The organism is Massilia arenae (assembly GCF_008014745.1).
In the GTDB taxonomy this organism is placed as follows: Bacteria; Pseudomonadota; Gammaproteobacteria; order Burkholderiales; family Burkholderiaceae_D; genus Telluria; species Telluria arenae.
This window is the reverse complement of record NZ_VPFD01000015.1, coordinates 176,580-194,483: the sequence shown is the minus strand read 5'-3', so window position 1 is coordinate 194,483 and position 17,904 is coordinate 176,580. Positions and strand designations below refer to the sequence as shown.

The 17,904-nt window shown below is 67.1% G+C and carries 18 protein-coding genes; 7 read left to right on the top strand and 11 right to left on the bottom strand.

The window, feature by feature from the left end; genetic code table 11:
• The first annotated feature begins 132 nt into the window (after positions 1 to 132).
• The 4 genes from FVD38_RS14780 to FVD38_RS14765 are packed head-to-tail and all read left to right on the top strand — an operon-like array spanning position 133 to position 4,923.
• The gene (locus tag FVD38_RS14780; RefSeq protein ID WP_147935510.1) at positions 133 to 456 is read left to right on the top strand and encodes a hypothetical protein; all 324 of its coding nucleotides are present in this window, start codon (positions 133 to 135) and stop codon (positions 454 to 456) included.
• A gap of 33 nt (positions 457 to 489) precedes the next feature.
• Positions 490 to 3,228 (top strand): sensor histidine kinase, encoded by a 2,739-nt coding sequence (locus FVD38_RS14775; RefSeq protein WP_147935509.1) that lies wholly within the window; start codon positions 490 to 492, stop codon positions 3,226 to 3,228.
• 46 nt (positions 3,229 to 3,274) lie between these two features.
• A complete protein-coding gene (locus FVD38_RS14770; protein WP_147935508.1) occupies positions 3,275 to 3,802 on the top strand; it encodes a TetR/AcrR family transcriptional regulator in 528 nt (175 codons plus the stop codon).
• Positions 3,799 to 4,923, top strand: coding sequence for an MFS transporter (locus tag FVD38_RS14765; RefSeq protein ID WP_147935507.1), 1,125 nt, complete (start codon positions 3,799 to 3,801; stop codon positions 4,921 to 4,923). The genes FVD38_RS14770 and FVD38_RS14765 overlap by 4 nt, the downstream gene beginning before the upstream one ends.
• Before the next feature lie 60 nt (positions 4,924 to 4,983).
• On the opposite strand, the gene FVD38_RS14760 is transcribed toward FVD38_RS14765, so the two are convergent.
• The 7 genes from FVD38_RS14760 to purU all read right to left on the bottom strand — a co-directional run bounded on the left by FVD38_RS14760 (position 4,984) and on the right by purU (position 13,224).
• Positions 4,984 to 6,486 carry a tripartite tricarboxylate transporter permease gene (locus FVD38_RS14760; RefSeq protein WP_147935506.1) on the bottom strand — a complete coding sequence of 501 codons (1,503 nt, stop codon included), beginning with the start codon at positions 6,484 to 6,486 and terminating at the stop codon, positions 4,984 to 4,986.
• Positions 6,487 to 6,492: 6 nt separating this feature from the next.
• Positions 6,493 to 6,957, bottom strand: coding sequence for a tripartite tricarboxylate transporter TctB family protein (locus FVD38_RS14755; RefSeq protein ID WP_123071110.1), 465 nt, complete (start codon positions 6,955 to 6,957; stop codon positions 6,493 to 6,495).
• 161 nt (positions 6,958 to 7,118) lie between these two features.
• Positions 7,119 to 8,093, bottom strand: a complete 975-nt coding sequence (locus FVD38_RS14750) for a tripartite tricarboxylate transporter substrate binding protein BugD (RefSeq protein WP_147935505.1) — start codon at positions 8,091 to 8,093, stop codon at positions 7,119 to 7,121.
• A gap of 260 nt (positions 8,094 to 8,353) precedes the next feature.
• Positions 8,354 to 10,666: a xanthine dehydrogenase family protein molybdopterin-binding subunit gene (locus tag FVD38_RS14745; RefSeq protein ID WP_147935504.1), complete on the bottom strand. Its 2,313-nt coding sequence runs from the start codon at positions 10,664 to 10,666 to the stop codon at positions 8,354 to 8,356.
• Positions 10,663 to 11,712 (bottom strand): FAD binding domain-containing protein, encoded by a 1,050-nt coding sequence (locus tag FVD38_RS14740; RefSeq protein ID WP_147935503.1) that lies wholly within the window; start codon positions 11,710 to 11,712, stop codon positions 10,663 to 10,665. Before FVD38_RS14740 ends, FVD38_RS14745 begins: the two co-directional genes overlap by 4 nt.
• On the bottom strand, positions 11,709 to 12,236 hold the full coding sequence (locus FVD38_RS14735; RefSeq protein ID WP_147935502.1) for a (2Fe-2S)-binding protein: 528 nt from the start codon (positions 12,234 to 12,236) through the stop codon (positions 11,709 to 11,711). The genes FVD38_RS14740 and FVD38_RS14735 overlap by 4 nt, the downstream gene beginning before the upstream one ends.
• Positions 12,237 to 12,333: 97 nt before the next feature.
• The gene (purU, locus tag FVD38_RS14730; RefSeq protein WP_147935501.1) at positions 12,334 to 13,224 is read right to left on the bottom strand and encodes a formyltetrahydrofolate deformylase; all 891 of its coding nucleotides are present in this window, start codon (positions 13,222 to 13,224) and stop codon (positions 12,334 to 12,336) included.
• 221 nt (positions 13,225 to 13,445) lie between these two features.
• Between purU and FVD38_RS14725 the strand changes: the two genes are divergently transcribed.
• The gene (locus FVD38_RS14725; protein WP_187271601.1) at positions 13,446 to 13,937 is read left to right on the top strand and encodes a GNAT family N-acetyltransferase; all 492 of its coding nucleotides are present in this window, start codon (positions 13,446 to 13,448) and stop codon (positions 13,935 to 13,937) included.
• A 1-nt stretch (position 13,938) separates the two neighbouring features.
• Here the strand turns inward: FVD38_RS14725 and FVD38_RS14720 are convergent, their stop codons facing one another.
• Positions 13,939 to 14,394 carry a hypothetical protein gene (locus FVD38_RS14720; protein WP_147935499.1) on the bottom strand — a complete coding sequence of 152 codons (456 nt, stop codon included), beginning with the start codon at positions 14,392 to 14,394 and terminating at the stop codon, positions 13,939 to 13,941.
• Between the two features lie 183 nt (positions 14,395 to 14,577).
• Between FVD38_RS14720 and FVD38_RS14715 the strand changes: the two genes are divergently transcribed.
• Positions 14,578 to 14,874 carry a putative quinol monooxygenase gene (locus FVD38_RS14715; protein WP_187271600.1) on the top strand — a complete coding sequence of 99 codons (297 nt, stop codon included), beginning with the start codon at positions 14,578 to 14,580 and terminating at the stop codon, positions 14,872 to 14,874.
• Positions 14,875 to 14,888: 14 nt separating this feature from the next.
• On the opposite strand, the gene FVD38_RS14710 is transcribed toward FVD38_RS14715, so the two are convergent.
• Together FVD38_RS14710 and FVD38_RS14705 are read right to left on the bottom strand one after the other, a co-directional pair.
• Positions 14,889 to 15,227: a group III truncated hemoglobin gene (locus FVD38_RS14710; protein WP_229493683.1), complete on the bottom strand. Its 339-nt coding sequence runs from the start codon at positions 15,225 to 15,227 to the stop codon at positions 14,889 to 14,891.
• A 57-nt stretch (positions 15,228 to 15,284) separates the two neighbouring features.
• Entirely contained in the window at positions 15,285 to 16,484 is a 1,200-nt protein-coding gene (locus FVD38_RS14705) for an NnrS family protein (RefSeq protein ID WP_147935496.1), read from the bottom strand.
• A 224-nt stretch (positions 16,485 to 16,708) separates the two neighbouring features.
• Here FVD38_RS14705 and FVD38_RS14700 point away from each other — a divergent pair, with 224 nt between their 5' ends.
• Positions 16,709 to 17,332, top strand: coding sequence for a PEP-CTERM sorting domain-containing protein (locus FVD38_RS14700; protein WP_147935495.1), 624 nt, complete (start codon positions 16,709 to 16,711; stop codon positions 17,330 to 17,332).
• A gap of 1 nt (position 17,333) precedes the next feature.
• Here the strand turns inward: FVD38_RS14700 and FVD38_RS14695 are convergent, their stop codons facing one another.
• Positions 17,334 to 17,867, bottom strand: coding sequence for an ankyrin repeat domain-containing protein (locus tag FVD38_RS14695; protein ID WP_147935494.1), 534 nt, complete (start codon positions 17,865 to 17,867; stop codon positions 17,334 to 17,336).
• Positions 17,868 to 17,904 lie beyond the last annotated feature (37 nt).

The following is a 17,904-nucleotide window of genomic DNA, read 5'->3' as shown; positions in this document are numbered from 1 at the left end:
TACATCAATATTGATTTGTCCACAAGAAACGAGGTAATGTAAACACAGCGCGCGCGACCACATCATGTCCGGCCCCACCGCAGGGCCAGGCCGGCACGGCACGCCAATCACGACAAAAACTCAGGGGCTGTCATGAAAGAAGGTATCGCGTCCATCCTCCTTGGCGCCGGGCTGATATGCTGCGCGCCGCCGCTGGTGGCTGCGGTGACGCCGGGTCCTGCCGTCTACGCCACGGCGCCGGCGGACCAGTTGCTGCCCGCCGAACTGCCAACGATTCCGCTGCTGCATACGCGCTGGCTGGTGCGCGACGGGGTTCCGCCAAACATCGGCGCCATCGCCCAGACGCCGGACGGCTGGCTGTGGTTCGCCAGCACCGCCGGCCTGTTTCGCTTCGATGGTGTGAGCTTCAGCCGCTACACGCCGCCTGCCGGCGTGAAGCTGTCGACGAATATCTAGAAGGTCGGCACGCTCCCGGACGGCACCCTGTGGGTGTCGCCGAGGTTCGGCGGGCTATACCTGATCAAGGACGGCCGGGTGCGCGTGTTCGACGAACGGCACAACCTGCCGATCGGGCAGGTGCCGCGTGTGGCCGCCGGCGCCGACGGGCGGCTATGGCTGGCCTCGGGCCGGGGCCTCCACGTGCTCGAACCCGATGGGGAGAAATGGCGCAGCGTCGAAGTCGAAATGAACATTCCCAAGACGGTGTTCGACGTCGAGGTCGACCCGGAAGGGACTGTCTGGGGCCAGAGCGCAAGCTTCCTGTATGCCATGCGCCGGGGCGAGTCGCGCTTTACGCCGGTCGGTTCGCAGGATTTGCCGGGCAGTCTGCTGCTGGGGCCGGGCGGCGTGGTGTGGAACTTCGATCCCAACCGCCCCGGGGTGCGGCGCCTGACGCCGGGACCCACCTCGGTGTACGTCGAAAACCTGCTCAAGCGCCTGCACTACGTCCGTAATCCCTACATCGACCGCCAGGGAAATTTCTGGTTTCCGCACAAGACCGGCGTGCTGCGCATCGCGCTCGACGTGGATGCCCGCCCGCATGCCCAGGGCTTCACGCCGCGCCAGGGCCTGAGCGGCCGCGACGCCAGGCTGGTGTTCGAAGATCGGGAGGGCAATATCTGGCTGGTGACCGAGAGCGGGCTCGATCAGTTCCGGCGTGGCCGGATGCGCGAGATCGCCTTGCCGGCCTACGGTGGAGAAGCGCGGCCGCTCGCCGCGGGCCCCGATGGCGCGCTGTGGATCGATCACTCCTTTCTCCTCGACGTCAATACCATTCCCGAACACTTCGCGCCTGAGCGTAACGTGAACACGGTCGTGCACCAGATATACCGCGATCCCGGCGCCACGGTGTGGTACGGGACGCACAGCCGCCTGTGGCGGCTCGATGGCCTCAAGCGCATCCAGGTGCCATTGCCGCCCGAAGTCGAGCGCCTGGTCCAGCAGCCGATCTATGCGATGGCCAAGGATGCGGACGGCGGCCTGTGGATTTCGCTCGGACCGCGCGGTCCGTGGCGCATGAAGACGGGATCTGGACCCAGAACGGCGGCATCAAGGCGCTGTCGCTGTATCCGACCACGAATATCGTGGCCGGCCCCGACCGCCAATATCGTGGCCGGCCCCGACCGCCGGCTGTGGTTCGGCTCGGTCGGCAACGGTCTCGCCATCCTGCGTGATGGCAAGGTCGACAAGATCGGCGCTGAGCAGGGCATCGACGTCGGCACGGTGCTGGCGATCCTGCCCGATGCCAGGGGCGCGTGGCTGGGCGGAGACGAGGGGCTGGCTTACTTCGATGGCAAGCGCGCCGTCCGCATCCAGGGCGAGGGCGGCGAGCAGTTCCAGGGCGGCACCGGCCTGGTACTGGCTGCCGACGGCGGCCTGTGGGTCAACGGTTCCGGCGGCCTGGCCTTCATCGCAGCTGCCGACTTGCGGCGCGCCCTGGCCGACCCCGCCTACCGTGTGCGCTTCCTGCAATATGACGAGAACGATGGCCTGATGGGCGCGCCGGCGCCGATGTATCCGATTCCATCGATGGTGCAGACGCCGCTGGGCGATCTGGTGATTTCGACCACGGGCGGCGTGTTCAACTTCAATCCGCTGCGCAGCGTCAGCAACCGGGTCGTGCCGCCGGTGCACGTGACGGGCGTGTCGATTGGCCGCGACAGCTATCCGCTGGGTGCTACGGTCACCCTGCCGGCGGCCCCGGAGAATGTACGCATCGACTATACGGCGCTGAGCCTGTCGTTGCCGCGGCGGGTGCGGTTCCAGTACATCCTCGAGGGCGTGGACAGCGCCTGGCAGGACGCCGGCAACCGCCGCTCGGCCTTCTATACCCCGCTGGCGCCCGGCGCCTATACCTTCCGGGTCAAGGCCGCCAACGATGACGGCGTGTGGAACGAGGAAGGCGCGCGGGTGCGGATCGAGATCCCACCGACCATGGCCCAGACCTGGGCCTTCAAGCTGGCCTGCGCGCTGGCCTTCATCCTGGCCGCCTATGGCCTGCACCGCTTGCGCCTGCGCATGGCGATCCGGCGCCTGAGCCGGATGTTCGACGCGCGCGTGATCGAGCGCGAACGGATCGCACGCGACCTGCACGACACCTTGCTGCAGTCGGTGCAGGGCCTGATCATGCATTTCCGCCGCATCGCCATGCGCACGCCCGACGATGCGCCAACCCGGCCGCTGATGCAGGAAGCGCTGGCCCTGGCCACCGAGGTGCTGGAAGAAGGGCGCGACAAGGTCGGCGGACTGCGCACCGCGCAGGAAGGCGCGGACCTGGCCGCCATGCTCGACGCCCACGGTCGGCGCCTGTCGGCCCAGCATGGCGTGGCCTTTGCCCTGGAGGGCGAGGGCGCCCCGCGGCGCCTGCGCGCGCCGGTGCTGGACGAGGTGCTGGCGATCGGACGCGAAGCGGTGCGCAACGCCTTCCTGCATGCCGAGGCCAACCGGATCGCGGTAGCGCTGCGCTACGGCGAGCGCGAGTTCGAACTGGGCGTGAGCGACGACGGCATCGGCATCGACGAGGCCGGCCGTGCGGGCCGCGCCGGCCATTGGGGCATGCCCGGCATGCGCGAGCGCGCCGCCGAGCTGGGCGCGTCGCTCGACCTGGACAGTGCGCCGGGCAAGGGCTGCGTGTGGCGCCTGCGGCTGCCGGCGCGCCTGGCGTATGACGACACTGGAGGCCAGGCGCCGGCAGCGGCCAGCACGCCGCGCGAGGACGAGGTCCATTAACCAACCGTGCGCCCCCGGTGTAAAACGATCGTTTTACACTGGGGCCATGGATACGCACCCAGCACTCCTCGAGATCGCCGAGCGCCTGTTCTACGAGCACGGCTACATGGCCACCAATATGGACACCCTGGCCCGCGCGGCCAGGATGTCGAGCCGCACCCTGTACAAGCATGCCGGCAGCAAGGCCGCTTTGGTGGGCGAAGTGCTCGCTGCGCGCGACCGGCGCTTTTTCGAGCAGGTCGACGCGCTCGACGTGCGGGCGTTGTTCGACGCGCTGGCAGGCTGGATCGGCCGCGAAGGCGCGCGCGGCTGCCTGTTCCTGCGCATCCTTGGCGAGACTGGCGGCGCCGAACCGGCGATCGTCGCGGCGGTATTGGCCCACAAGGCCAGGCTGCGCCGGCATGTGGCCCGTATCGTCGGGGCCGATCTCGGGCGCGCCGACGACGTGCTGGCCGAGCGCATCGTGCTGCTGTTCGAGGGTGCGGTGGCGGCCAGTGCCTGGCAGGGGGCGGCCGCGATCGAGGCGGCATGCGGAGCGGCGCTGGACCTGGTTGCAGCGGCGCGCGCGGCATGAACCGGACCATCATTCTCGGTGCCACCGGCTTCGGCCTGATCGCGGTCTGCTACGGTTTCGCGCGCTTCGCCTTTGGCCTGTTCCTGCCGGCGATCGCCGACGATTTCGCGCTTTCGTCCACGCTGGCCGGGATCATCTCGGCCGGCTCCTTCCTCGGCTTTTGCCTGGCGATCGTGCTGGCGGCATGGCTGACCGAGCGGATCGGCCCGCGCCGCGTGGCGGTCGCCGCGGGAGCTGCCGGCGCCATCGGCATGATCGGGATCGCCGCCAGCGCCGCGCCCGCCTGGCTGGCCGCCTTCGTCATCCTGGCCGGCTCGAGCACCGGGCTCGCCTCGCCGGCGCTGGCGGCCGCCGTGACCTCGATGGTGCCTGCGGCGCGCCAGGACGCGACCAATACCTTCATCAATGCCGGCACCAGCGCCGGCGTTGCCCTGTCCGGCCCCGTCGCGGCGCTGACGGGCGCCGAGTGGCGGCTGGCTTATGCCGGCTTTGCCGGCGCCGCCATCCTGATGGCCTGGGCCACGCTGAAGGTGCTGGCCGGCGCGGCCGCGCAGCCGGCCGGGCGCGCGCCCTTGCTGCCGCCGCTGACTCCCGACCTGAAGCGCCTGGCCGCGGCCGCGGGCTTGAGCGGGGCCGCGAGCACGGTGGTCTGGAGTTTCGGCGCCGACCTGCTGGCGGCCAATCTCGACTGGAGCGGCCGCCAGGTAGGCATGCTGTGGACCGTGATGGGGTGTGCGGGCGTGGTGGGGGCCATGGCCGGATCCTTGATTGCCCGCTTCGGCATGCGCGCAGTGCACCTCGTGTTTCACATTGCCTTGGGGCTGGCGGTCGCCGCGGTCGCCCTGGATGGCGCGCCGCCGTGGCTGGTGTTTACGGGCGGCGGCGTGTTCGGCGCCGCTTACCTGATGCTGACCGGTGTCTATCTGGTGTGGGGCATCTCGGCGCTGCCCGAACGGCCCGCGACCGGCGTGACCGTGGCCTTTCTCGCGCTCGCGGTGGGCCAGACCCTGGGTGCGATGGCGTTCGGCTTCGTCATGCAGCGTGTTTCGGCGGACGTCGCGGTGGCGTCGTTCGCGGCGCTGGCCCTCGTCGCCGGCTGGATGCGCCGCCGCGCCGACTGAGCAAAAAAAAAGCGCCGGCCTGTGAGGGCCGGCGCTGGGTGGCACTTGCGTGCTGTCGAATCAGTCTTCCTGGAACGCCTCTTCGCGCTTCTTGCGCAGCGACGGCAGCAGCACGACGATCATCGCCGCCGCGGCCAGGCCCAGCATCACGCCCGAGATCGGACGCTCGATGAACACCATCGGATCGGCGCGCGACAGCAGCAGGGCGCGGCGCAGGTACTCTTCCATCATCGGTCCGATGATGAAGCCGAGCAGCATCGGCGCAGGCTCCAGTTCCAGCTTGGCGCACAGGTAGCCCAGGAGGCCGAAGATCGCCATCAGGTAGACGTCGAAGGTGCTGTTGTTGAGGCTGAACACACCGATTGCGCAGAACAGCAGGATAGCTGGATACAGCAGCTGGTAAGGCACCATGATCATGCGCACCCAGATGCCGATCATCGGCAGGTTCAGCACCACCAGGAACAGGTTACCGATCCACATCGAGACGATCAGGCCCCAGAACAGGCCAGGCTGCTCGGTCATCACGGCCGGACCTGGCTGGATGCCCTGGATGATCATCGCGCCGATCATCAGCGCCATCACCGGGTTCGACGGAATGCCCAGGGTCAGCATCGGGATGAACGAGGTCTGGGCGCCCGCATTGTTCGCCGCTTCAGGCGCCGCAACGCCTTCGATTGCGCCCTTGCCGAATTGCGCCGCGTTCTTGGAGACTTTCTTTTCGAGCGAGTACGAGGCGAACGAGGCCAGCATGGCGCCGCCGCCCGGCAGGATGCCCAGGATCGAGCCGAGGCCGGTGCCGCGGATGACTGGCCAGAAGATACGCTTGAAATCGTCCTTGTTGAGCATCAGGCCCTGGACCTTCTTCATCACCAGGTTGCGGCTTTCGTCGTGCTCCAGGTTGCGGATGATCTCGCCGATACCGAACATGCCCATCGCCACGATCACGAAGTTGATGCCATCGGCCAGTTCGGGCAAGTCGAAGGTGTAGCGCGCCGAACCCGAGTTGACGTCGGTGCCGACTACGCCCAGCAACAGGCCCAGTAGGACCATGCCGATCGCCTTGAGCAGCGAACCGCTGGCCAGGACCACCGAGGCGACCAGACCGAGCACCATCAGCGAGAAGTACTCGGCCGGGCCGAATTCGAGCGCCATATCGGCCAGCGGCGGCGCCGCCACGGCCAGCAGCACGGTGGCGATGGTGCCGGCAAAGAACGAGCCGATGGCGGCGGTCGCCAGGGCCTTGCCGGCCTGGCCGTTGCGCGCCATCTGGTAGCCGTCAAGGGCTGTCACCACCGAAGACGATTCACCCGGCAGGTTGACCAGGATCGCGGTGGTGGAGCCGCCATACTGCGCGCCGTAGTAGATACCGGCCAGCATGATGAGGGCCGATTCCGGCGGCAGGCCGAAGGTGGCCGGCAGTAGCATGGCGATGGTGGCGACCGGGCCCAAGCCCGGCAGCACGCCGACGGCGGTGCCGACGAACACGCCTACCAGGCAGTAGAACAGGTTCTGGAGCGTAAAGGCCGTTTCCAGGCCGAGTGCGAGATTGCTGAAGAGTTCCATTTTTAATTATGCTCCACCGAACCAGGGACCGAACATGGGCATCGGCAAGCCAAGCAGCTTGACGAACAGGCCCACCGCAAACAGCGCCGCGCCGATCGCGAGTGCGATCGCCTTGGCCAGGTTGAATTTCTGGCCGGCGTAGGAGCTGATCATGATCAGCACCAGGGTTGCGGGAATCAGGCCGGCGTCGCGCACCAGGAAGCCGAACAGCAGCACGGCGACCAGCACCAGGGCCAGTTCGCGCCAGTACAGGCGGCCGATCGGTTCGCCCTCGCGGAAGAACGAGCGGATCAGCGACGCAGCACCGACCAGCGACAGCAGGCCGCCGAGCACGGACGGGAAGTAGGCCGGACCCATGCGGCCGGCCGTGCCCATTTCATAGTCCTGGCCGATGACTATGGCGGAGAGGCCGAATAAGAGAAAGACGATGCCACTCCAAAAATCCTTTGGGTGGCGTATGAATGCTGGCACGTGGTGGTCCCCTTTTTTTGTGGTGCAAATGCGGTGTTACAGATGCAGTGGTTCGAAATGTGTTTCAGCTACGGTGCGGCAGGTAAGACAGGTAAGACAGGTACAGCAAAACGCACCGTCCCGGTGGGACCGGCACGGTGCGTGATATCACATGCTCATGCTTAGTCGGCGAAAGCGCCGGCCTTCTTGATGATCGGACCCCACAGGTCGATCTGCTGCTTGAGGTGGGTGCGCAGCGCTTCCGGCGTCGCCTGGTTGGTCGGCACCGGCTCGGTGCCCAGGTCGTTGAAGCGCTTGACCACGTTCGGATCGCGCAGCGAGGCGCGCAGGGCGTTGGCCAGCGCGTCCACGACCGGCTTCGGCGTGCCTTTCGGCGCGTACAGGCCGTGCCAGACGCCCACTTCGAAGCCCGGCAGCGCGCCCGAGGCCAGGGTCGGCAGGTTCGGCAGCGACGGCACGACGGTCTTGGTGGTCACGCCATAGGCCTTGATCTTGCCGCTCTTGATCTGGCTGGTGGTGTTGGTGGTCTGGTCGCACATGAAGTCCACCTGGCCGCCCAGCAGGTCGTTCATCGCCGGGCCGGTGCCTTTGTAGGGCACGGTGGTCAGCTCGACGCCCATCGCGGTCTGCAGCAGCATGCCGCACAGGTGCGAGGCCGAACCCAGGCCGGCGTGGGCGTAGGTGACCTTGTCCTTGTTGGCCTTGACGTAGGTGATCAGCTCTTTCATGTCCTTGGCCGGGAAGTTGCCGCGGGCGACCACGGTCATCGGCACGTCGGTGATCAGGCCGATCGGCTCGAAGCTGTCGATCGCGTTGTACGGCAGCTTGCGGTACAGGGCAGGGGCGGTCGACTGGCCGATGTGGTGCAGGAACAGGGTGTAGCCGTCGGGCGAGGCCTTGGCCGCGCGCGCCGCACCGATGGTGCCGCCGGCGCCGCCGACGTTCTCGATGATGATCTGCTGCTTGAGGGTGGTGCCCATCGACTGCGCCACCAGGCGCGCGACCGTGTCGGTCGGGCCGCCGGCCGCGAACGGCACGATCATGGTGATGGTCTTGGTGGGGTAGTTCTGGGCTTGGGCCAGGCCGCTGCCGAAGGCAGCCAGGCACGCGACAGCGCACAGCATCTTGAGCTTCATGTTTGTCGTCCTCGTCAATCTCGTTCTTGGTATGGGGTCGGCGGCCCGCACCTTTGTCGGTGCATCGCTGCGCTCTAGCGTTGTCTTACGCAGCTAGGGTTGTACCAGTAAACATATTGATATGCAACTACGTGGAAATACGTATGTCGCATGGGTGTGACGAGGTTCGGAAAAAACTGTACAGCCGAAGCCGAAAAATCGAAAATGAATACGCCGACGGCGGTGGCCGTCGGCGTCTGGATATCGCCAGCGGAACCGGCTTACACCGGCGCTGGCACCGGCAGCTCGCGATCGCCCATCAGCAGCTTGGCCGGAGTCATCGGGGTAGTCCGCAGGCGCTTGCCGGTCGCGTGAAAGATCGCGTTCGACACCGCCGCCGCCACGCCCACGATCCCGATCTCGCCCACGCCCTTGGCGCCGAGCTGCTTGCTCACGATGCGGTCGTCCTCTTCCACGAAGATCACGTCGATGTCGTGGATGTCGGCGTTCACCGCCACGTGGTATTCGGCGAAGTTGTGGTTCATGAAGCGCCCGTACTTTTCGTCGGTATGGGTTTCTTCATGCAGGGCCTGGCTGATGCCCCACACCACGCCGCCGCTGATCTGGCTGGCCGCGGTCTTGGCGCTGATGATGCGCCCGGCCGCGATCGCACTCACCACGCGCGTCACGCGCACCATGCCCAGCTTTTCGTTGACGCGCACTTCGCAGAACACGGCCGAGTGCACCGCGCGCGCGTACTTGCGCTGCTTGAGCATCTGCGGCGTCATGAAGAACTTCTCCTCGACGCTGTCCTTGCCCTCCTCACGCAGCACGCTGGCGATCTCGACGCGCCGCGCCGGATCCTTCTTGAGGAAGATGGCGCCGTCGCCGAATTCGACGTCGCGCATGCGGGCGCCGTCGATGGGCGAATCCTTGATCCCGGTGGCCATCTTGAGCAGCGTCTTCTTGAGCTTCTCGCAGGCGCCGTGCACGCCCGAACCCACGGTCGCCATATGCGAGGAGCCGCCCTCGATCGGCGCCATCGGCAAGGTCGAGTCGCCCAGCTGGAAGGTCACTTTTTCCATCGGCAGGCCCAGTTGTTCGGCGGCCACGATCGACATCGCGGTATAGGTCCCGGTGCCGATGTCGGTCGCCGCGCTGCTGACCACCAGGCGCCCATCGGCGTGCATCACGGCGCTCACGCGCGCCACCATGACCATCGCATCCCAGATCCCGGTCGCCATGCCCCAGCCCACCAGCTCTTCGCCGTCACGCATCGCGCGCGGCTCGAGCGGACGCTTGTCCCAGCCGAAGCGCTCGGCGCCCTGGCGGTAGCATTCGCGCAGCTCCTTGGTCGAGAACGGCTTGTCCTCGATCGGGGCGACGTCGGTGTAGTTCTTCAGGCGCAGGGCCAGCGGGTCCATCTTGAGTTCATACGCCAGCTCGTCCATCGCCACTTCGAGCGCGTGCACGCCGTGGGCGGCGCCCGGCGCGCGCATGTCCAGCGGGGTGAAGCGGTCATGCGCCACCACCTGGTAGCCCAGCTTGACGTCGGGGCAGGCATACAGCTGGCCGGACCAGTTGACGATCACTTCCACGTAGTCCTCGAGCCGCGACGTCTCCTGGATCGCCTCGTGCCAGATCGCCTTGAGCGTGCCGTCCTGGTCGGCGCCGAGGCGTACTCGGTGCCAGGTCTCGGGGCGGTGGCCGAAGCTGAACATCTGCTGGCGGGTGAGCACCACGCGCACCGAGCGCTTCAACTGCAGCGCGCCCATCACGGCCAGCGGCAGCTGGTATTGCGGACGCAGGCCGGAACCGAAGGCGCCGCCCACATAAGGATTGCGCACCGTGACCTTGTCCTTCGAGATACCGAAGCCGTGCGAGACGTACCAGCGGCTGTTCTGCGAGCTTTGCGTCTTGTCGTAGATGGTCAGGTGGCCATCCTCGCCGTAGATCACGGTGGAGGCGAACATCTCCATCGGGTTATGGTGTTCGACCCCGTTGTAGTACTGCGAGTCGACCTTGACCGGGGCATTGGCGAAGGCCTTTTCGCCGTCGCCGGTGGAGCTGGGCGGCGTGAAGCCGGCCTTCATCTTTTTCGGTTCGTAGGCTTCGTCGAGGCGTTCCAAGTGGTTGGTCTCGTGTTCTTCGACGTCGTAGTGCACCCGCACCAGCTGGGCAGCGTGGCGCGCCGCCTCGAAGGTGTCGGCGATCACCAGCGCGACCGGCTGTCCGCTGTAGAAGATCTGGTCCGAGAACAGGGGACGGAAAGGCGAGCCGGCAGGCGCCGTCATGTCTTTCCAGGCGATGTCGAAGGAGCGCATCTTGGGGCGGTTCTCGTGGGTCATCACTGAAATCACGCCATGCGCGGTGAGGGCGTCGACGGTGTCGATGCGGGTGATGCGGCCCTTGGCCACGGTGCCGCTGACGACCACGCCGTAGCACAGGTCGGGGGCGAACACTTCGGCCGCGTACTGGGCCTGGCCGGTGACCTTGGCGCGGCCGTCGACGCGCGAGACGGCCATGCCGCTCTTGACGCGGCCGGTGCCGGCCGGCGCGCTCGGGGCGCGCAATTCTGGAATCAGGTCGGTCATGCTCGGTCTCCCTCTGGATTGCGGCCGCTTCCGCTGGCGATATCGGTGCCGCGGGCGGCGCTGGTCAAGGCCTGGACGATGGCGTTCTTCGCCAGCGTCAGCTTGAAGTCGTTGTGGCCGTAGCCGCGCGCGCCTTGCAGGATGACGTCGGCCGCGGCGGCGAAGGCCTGTTCGCCCGCCGCCTTGCCCACCAATTGGGCTTCAGCCGCTTCGACCCGCCACGGTTTATGGGCTACGCCGCCGAGCGCGATGCGCGCGGCCTTGATCGTGCCGCCGGCATCGAGGTCGAGCGCCGCCGCCACCGAAACGAGGGCAAAAGCATAGGACAGGCGGTCGCGCACCTTGATGTAGGCGCTGTGGGCCATGAAGCGGTCGGCCTGCGGGACGGTGATGTGGGTGATCAGTTCGCCCGGCTGCAGGGTGTTGTCGATCTCGGGACGGTCTTCCGGCAGGCGGTGGAAGTCGGCGAAGGGGATCTGCCGCTTGCCGCTGCTGGACTGGACGTGCACGGTCGCATCGAGCGCGCGCAGGGCCACGCACATATCGGACGGGTGGGTCGCGATGCAGCTCTCGCTCGTACCCAGGATCGCGTGCTGGCGGTTGACGCCGTCCTTGGCCGGGCAGCCGGTGCCGGGTTCGCGCTTGTTGCAGGCGGTGCCGACGTCATAGAAGTAGACGCAGCGGGTGCGCTGCATCAGGTTGCCGCCATTGCTCGCCATATTGCGCAACTGGGGCGAGGCGCCGGCCAGGATCGCGCTCGACAGCAGCGGATAGCGCTCGCGCACCAGAGGGTCGTAGGCCGTGTCGGCGTTGCGGGCGAGGGCGCCCAGCAGCAGGCCGCCGTCGTCGCCGATCTCGACTTTATCGAGGTCAAGGCCCTCGACCTTGAGCCCGTTGATGTCGACCAGCTGCGAAGGGCGCATCACGCCTTCCTTCATCAGGTCGAGCAGGTTGGTGCCGCCTGCGATCGGACGCGCTTCGCCGGCGCTCAAGGCCGCCAGCACGCCATCGAGGTCCTTCGGTTGGGTGAAGATGAATGGATTCATGCGAGCACCGCCCCGGTCGTGAAGGCCGGCTTGTCGCCACTTTGGTTCTTGCGCAGGTCCATCACCTGGATCACGGCGTCCGCGATCTGCGGATAGGCGCCGCAGCGGCAGATATTGCCGCTCATGAGCTCGCGCACGTCGTCGCGCGACTGGGCCTGGCCCTCGTTCATCAGGCCCACCGCCGAACACAGCTGTCCGGGGGTACAGTAGCCGCACTGGAAGGCGTCGCACTCGATGAAGGCTTGCTGGAGCGGGTGCAGGTCTTCGCCCTTGGCCAGGCCTTCGACCGTGGTGATTTCCTTGCCGTCTTGCATGACCGCCAGGGTCAGGCAGGAATTGATGCGCTTGCCGTCCACCAGCACTGTGCATGCGCCGCATTGTCCCTGGTCGCAGCCCTTCTTGGTGCCGGTCATGCCAGCGCGCTCGCGCAACAGGTCAAGCAAGGTCACCCAGGACTCGACGTTGAATTCGCGGTCTTGCCCGTTGATACGCAGGCGGACCGGATACTGCTGGTGAAGTTCCATGGTCATTCCCTTCTATGAGAAGCCATGACCTTACCCGTGCAGCGGGGGCGTCACGGTTAGGTGACGCACCCATTCCTGAGCTTAGTTGTAATTTTGCTCAGGGACCGCGGAATACCACCGTTTTGTTGCCGTCGACAAAGACGCGGCGCTCGATATGGAACTTGACCGCCGTCGCCAGCGCCAGGCATTCGTTGTCGCGCCCGACACGGGTCAGCTGGTCGACCCGGTAGTTGTGGTCGACCCGGGTCAGCACTTGCTCGATGATCGGGCCTTCGTCGAGGTCTGGCGTGGCGTAGTGGGCGGTCGCGCCGATCAGCTTGACCCCGCGGTCGAAGGCTTGTTGATAGGGTTTGGCGCCCTTGAAGCCGGGCAGGAAGGAGTGGTGGATATTGATGCACTTGCCGGCCAGGCGCCGCGCCAGCTCGTCCGACAGGATCTGCATATAGCGCGCCAGGATCACCAGCTCGGAACCGGTCTCCTCGAAAATCTCGAACAGGCGCGCCTCTTGCTGCGTCTTGTTGTCCTTGTCGACCGGCAGGAACACGAAACGGATTCCTTCGCGCTCGACCATCGGCCGCAGGTCGAGGTGGTTCGACACCACTGCCGTGATCTGCATATTCAGTTCGCCGTTGCGGCGGCGGTACAGCAGGTCGTCCAGGCAATGGTCGGTCTTCGAGACCATGATCACGGTGCGCACCGGATCGAGCGGGTCGAACATCTTCCACTGCATGTCGAGGCTGCCGGCCACCAGCTCGGCGAACTCGTTGCGGATTTGCTCGATTGGCGGCGAATGTTCTTGCTGGCGAAACACGGCGCGCATGAAGAAGCGCGCGGTCGAATCGTCGTCGAACTGCTCCAGCGCGCAGATATAGCAGTCGCGCTCGGCGAGGAAGGTCGCCACGGCGGCGACGATGCCGGTGCCGGCCGGGCAGCTGGCGTTGAGGATGTATTCGATGCGGCCGGTGGACGCCGGGGCGATGCTGCTCATGAGTGATTCCTGTCGGTTAGGGGCTGGATGCAATGTGCCCGTCCTTCACGCGACACCGGCCAGGTGGGCCGGCGGCAGTTCTGGTACCCCGCGCTGCCCGGTCGGCCGCGCTGGAAGGCGATGTTGCGATGTTGTCAGAATATATAGAATGAGGGATGAGGCGGGCGCCGTCAAGCGTGTGCGTCATGCGTGCTACGATGCACGCTTTTTCCCGATCCGCCATGCCAATGACCATCCGCCCGATGCTGCCCGCCGATCTCGATGCCGTGCTGCGCGTGCAGGCGGCCTGCTATCCGCCGGCGATGCAGGAACCGGCTGCAGTGGTGAAAGCGCGGTTGATTGCGGCCGCCGCGACCTGCCTGGCCGCCTGCGATGCCGACGGTGTGTGCGGCTACCTGTTCGCCTACCCGTCGCGCCTGGGGCGGGTGACCGACCTGGGGGCAACGTTCGAGGTCGCTCAGGATGCCGACACCCTTTACCTGCACGACCTGGCGGTCGACCCGCGCGGGCTCGGGCAGGGCCTCGCGCGCGCACTGGTCGAGCACCTGCTGGACCTCGGCTGCGGCCTGGGTTTGTCCAATGCTGCGCTGGTCTCGGTGCAGGACAGCACGCGCTTCTGGAACGGCTTCGGCTTCGCGCCTCGGGCGACGAGCGATGCGGGACTGCTCACGTATCCGGCGGGCGCGGTCTACATGGCGCGCCCGCTGGAATGAATCACTGGACGCGGCGCACCTTGGCCGAGGCGTTGGTGCCGTCCACGCGCATGAAGATGGTGCCCAGCAGATTGCGTTCGATGCTGACCTTGGCGTCGTTACGCGGCGCCAGGACCGCGTCGCTGCCGTCGATCACGCGCCACACCTGACCGTTGGCCAGGCGGATCTGCGAACCCGGACCCCAGCCATCGAAGCTGCCGACGATGGTGCTCTGCACCGATTTGGGCTGCGCCTCGCGCTGCTTCACCGCTTCCATCCCGAAGTGTTCGTCGGCGGTGGCGGCCGCCGCCACCGGTGCGCCTGCCGCCGCCGGCCTGGCCGCTCCGACAGGGATCGCGTCATAGCAGGCTACACGCGCCGCGACGTCGGTCACGGCGCGGCATTTCAGGATGGCAGCGTCATTGGCGAGCGCGGAACCGGAGGCAAGGAGCAATACGGCAAGAGGCAGGGCTTTCATCGGAATCCTAGGTAGTGGTGGTAGCTCGCCCCCGGGCAGGGCGGGGGGCGGCTACGATTATAGGGGATGCGGATGCCTGGGTGGAAATCGTGGGCGCCCGGCAGGCGGTCGCGGGACGTCCTATACTGCTGGGCGGCGCCAGGCGATTTTCGGACCGTGGCGCCTCCATTACGAAGGAATATCATGAACCCACAAGTGACCATCATCGCCACCCTGTACGCAAAGGCAGGCCAGGAAGACGCGCTCGCGGCGCGCATGCAGGAGATGACGAGCGAGACCCGCAAGGAAGCCGGCTGCATCCTGTACGAGTTGCAGCGTTCGAACGACGACCCGCGCGAGTTCATCATGGTGGAATACTGGCGCGATGCCGAGGCGGTGGCGTTGCACGACGCCAGTGCGCACATGGCGGCCCTGGTGGCCGACCTGCCGGCGCTGGTCGATCGTCCGGTGGCGGTACGCAAATATACGCCGGCTGGCTGACGGGCAGTTCCGCTTCAGGCGGCCCGGCCGAACAGCCCGATCTGCAGGCCGCGCGCCATGCCGCGCGCCGCGTCGACCAGGGCGTCGGCGTCGGCCGGCGCGAACAGCGTGCCGGCCGTGTCCTCGAACAGGGCCAGCCAGCGCGCGAAGTGCGCCGGCGTGAGCTGGGGCATGGCCTGGTGCTTGCCGAAGACGTTGCCGCGAAATTCGCGTGCCTTGAGCATCGCGGTACTCCAGAACGCCACCATGCGTCCCTTGTGGTGGTCCCACTCGCCGTCCGCGATCACGCCGGCGAACACGGGGCCGAGCAGCGGATCGCGCCTGACCTGGTCGTAGAAGACGTCGACCAGCACGGCCAGGGCCGGGCGATCCAGGGGCCGGGGGTAAGGCGTCTCGTGCGCTCATCTCCATCATCCTGGTTTGCCGTCGAGGCGCGGACTGGCCAGCCAGGGCCCGTAGCGCAGCAGGTAGACGACGAAGGCCAGCGACCACAGTGCGGCCGACAGGGCCAGCGTGTGGCCGCGCGCCGGGCCGTCGAACAGGTTGGCGGCCAGGCGCGTGGCGACCGCCAGCGGCAGCAGCGCGAACATCGCCACCTCGGGGCGCCCCGCTTGCAGGGTGCGGCCGGTATGGCCGCGCGCGGTGCGGGTGATCATGGCGCCGATCATGCCGGTCATGGCGCCGGCCGCCAGCAGATGCAGGGCGGCGCTGCCCGAGACCACGCCAACGCCAGCCAGGCCCAGGGCCAGCAGGCCGGCCACCAGCATCGCATACGACAGGTGGAACGACCACAGGAGCGGCGTACGCAGCGTCGACAGCGGATCCCACAGGATGAAGCGCGCGCCATTGAACGCCGACGCCGCGACGCCCGCCGCCAGCAGCGCCCAGCCGGGCGCCCCGGCCAGCCAGCACAGGGCCAGCACGGCGATCGAGGCGATGCAGGCCAGGTCGAGCCGCGGCAGGCTGCGCGCGCGGCTGCCCGGCGCGCCGTTACGGGTGAACATGGGGCCGACCCGGCCGCCGATGACCGCCACCAGCAGTACCAGCAGCAGGATCGCGCCGTGCACGGGCGCCAGCGGCGAGACCGCGAGCACGCCGTGCATCGCCAGGTGGAAGACCAGGTTGCACACCCCCAGCAGGGCAATCACGAGGCAGATCGGCAGGTTGCGGCGGTTGTCGGCGCGCAGCAGCAGGCGCAGGATCACGCCCGCCACCGCGAACAGGAAGGCCACGTCGACCACGGCATACAGCAGCGGCGGCGCGCCGAGGGCGGCGCAGCGCCCGGCGATCCACAGCAGCACCAGGGCCTGCAGGCTGCGGCCACGCGGCGTCGGCAGGCCGGTCCAGTTCTGCACCGCCGTCAACAGGAAGCCGGCGACCACCGCGACCGCGAACCCGTACACCATCTCGTGCACATGCCACAGCAGGTTCACCGGCCCTTGCGGCAGCAGGCCCAGATAGGCCAGCAGCCAGGCCGGCACCGCCGCGGCGGCGAAGGCGGCGGCCAGCAGGTAGAAGGGGCGAAAGCCCAGCCGCCACAGCGGGGCATCGCCGGATGCCAGGCCGGGTTGGGAGTTGCGAGGCAGATCGGTGGCAGGGTTGGCGCGCATGCGGACCTCCTGGTTAAGATGCATTCACAATACATCAAAAACAGGCCCGGCGGGACATCTTTTCGACCTAGTCCGAATGGATGAGTTGTCGAGAAATTTAACACTCGGCGCCAGTGTATTTACAATGCTCGAAAAATCGTTCGATAAATCAAGGAGTTGCCGTCGGCAGGTTCATAGGCCCGGTTCTTGCTCATCCATGGTGAGTAACCATGAGGAGCGTGTCGATGTTTCGTATTACCCCGTTGTTGTTCGTGGCCGCGCTGCTGGCCCAGCCGGCGCAGGCCGCCGTGACGTATTCCTGGCAGCAGGTCGAGGCCGCCGATTCGATGCCGCCCGGCCTGAACCTGGAACTGGTGTTCTCCGATGCGGCGGTTGCCAAGGGCAGCCTCTACCTCGACTTCACGAATATGTGCGACCTGGACGGACCGTGCCTGAATCCCCAGGACAGCCTGCTGTCGCTGCGTTACTGGTACGAAGAGCCGTTCTCGGGCGATTACCGGCACAACTACATCGACTACGGCTACCGCCAGCTGCCGCAGCACTACTATGACAAGATCAAGCTGGACGTGACCTTCCTGCCCGGCGGTCTGCTCAGCGGCGCCATCTTCGCCACCGACGGCAATTCGCACTTCACGCTGGGCAGCGCGGGCAGCCTGTTCACGATGCTGAACGCGCACAGCGACGAGCCCTTCGGCTGCGCCTATGACCGACCCGCCTGCTCGGGCTCGTCCGGCCTGCTGGTCGGCGAGCCGAAGAAGGGCGAGGTGCCCGAGCCGTCCAGCGTGCTGCTCGCGGGCCTTGGCATGGCCGCGGCCTGGCTCACCCTGCGCCGGCGTCCGGGGCGCTGACTCAGGCCGTCGGCGCGAGCAGCGCCGCGGTGTCGGCTGCGCCCATGCGCTGCGCCAGATCGTGGGCGCTGACGCCGTCGGCATCGCGCCGTGACGGGTCGGCGCCGCGTTCGATCAGCAGGCGGGCGATCTCGACCCGGTTGAACATGGCGGCGAACATCAGCGCGGTCTTGCCCGCCGGTCCCGCATGGTCGGCGATGGCGCCGTGGTCGAGCAGCAGTTTCGTCACCGCCAGGTCACCCTTGAAGGCGGCGCCGTGCAGCGGCGTCTGGGATGCATCGTTCATCAGTTGCGGATCGGCGCCGTGCTCCAGCAGCACGCGTGCGGCATCGTGGTGGCCGTGGTAGCAGGCCAGCATCAAGAGACTGTCGCCGCGCTCGTTGCGCAGATTGGGCGGCAAGCCCTGGGCCAGCAGCGCGCCGAGCGGCTCGGCCTCGCCGGCGCGGGCGTGCTGGAATACCTTGCGCACCCATTCGAGGGTGGCTTCGTCGAGTTCCGCCGGCGCGGCCGGCGGGGTGGTTTCATTGGCTTGCATGCTGGCCCCGGGAGTGATTGCGATGCCTGATTTAAGC

Bases quoted from the DNA above. Each gene is read 5' to 3' on its own strand.
- FVD38_RS14765 (WP_147935507.1), top strand. From the start codon at position 3,799: ATGAACCGGACCATCATTCTCGGTGCCACCGGCTTCGGCCTGATCGCG.
- FVD38_RS14695 (WP_147935494.1), bottom strand. From the start codon at position 17,867: ATGCAAGCCAATGAAACCACCCCGCCGGCCGCGCCGGCGGAACTCGAC.
- FVD38_RS14745 (WP_147935504.1), bottom strand. From the start codon at position 10,666: ATGACCGACCTGATTCCAGAATTGCGCGCCCCGAGCGCGCCGGCCGGC.
- FVD38_RS14770 (WP_147935508.1), top strand. From the start codon at position 3,275: ATGGATACGCACCCAGCACTCCTCGAGATCGCCGAGCGCCTGTTCTAC.
- FVD38_RS14760 (WP_147935506.1), bottom strand. From the start codon at position 6,486: ATGGAACTCTTCAGCAATCTCGCACTCGGCCTGGAAACGGCCTTTACG.
- FVD38_RS14780 (WP_147935510.1), top strand. From the start codon at position 133: ATGAAAGAAGGTATCGCGTCCATCCTCCTTGGCGCCGGGCTGATATGC.
- FVD38_RS14700 (WP_147935495.1), top strand. From the start codon at position 16,709: ATGTTTCGTATTACCCCGTTGTTGTTCGTGGCCGCGCTGCTGGCCCAG.
- FVD38_RS14705 (WP_147935496.1), bottom strand. From the start codon at position 16,484: ATGCGCGCCAACCCTGCCACCGATCTGCCTCGCAACTCCCAACCCGGC.
- FVD38_RS14740 (WP_147935503.1), bottom strand. From the start codon at position 11,712: ATGAATCCATTCATCTTCACCCAACCGAAGGACCTCGATGGCGTGCTG.
- FVD38_RS14735 (WP_147935502.1), bottom strand. From the start codon at position 12,236: ATGGAACTTCACCAGCAGTATCCGGTCCGCCTGCGTATCAACGGGCAA.
- FVD38_RS14720 (WP_147935499.1), bottom strand. From the start codon at position 14,394: ATGAAAGCCCTGCCTCTTGCCGTATTGCTCCTTGCCTCCGGTTCCGCG.
- FVD38_RS14715 (WP_187271600.1), top strand. From the start codon at position 14,578: ATGAACCCACAAGTGACCATCATCGCCACCCTGTACGCAAAGGCAGGC.
- purU (WP_147935501.1), bottom strand. From the start codon at position 13,224: ATGAGCAGCATCGCCCCGGCGTCCACCGGCCGCATCGAATACATCCTC.
- FVD38_RS14725 (WP_187271601.1), top strand. From the start codon at position 13,446: ATGCCAATGACCATCCGCCCGATGCTGCCCGCCGATCTCGATGCCGTG.
- FVD38_RS14750 (WP_147935505.1), bottom strand. From the start codon at position 8,093: ATGAAGCTCAAGATGCTGTGCGCTGTCGCGTGCCTGGCTGCCTTCGGC.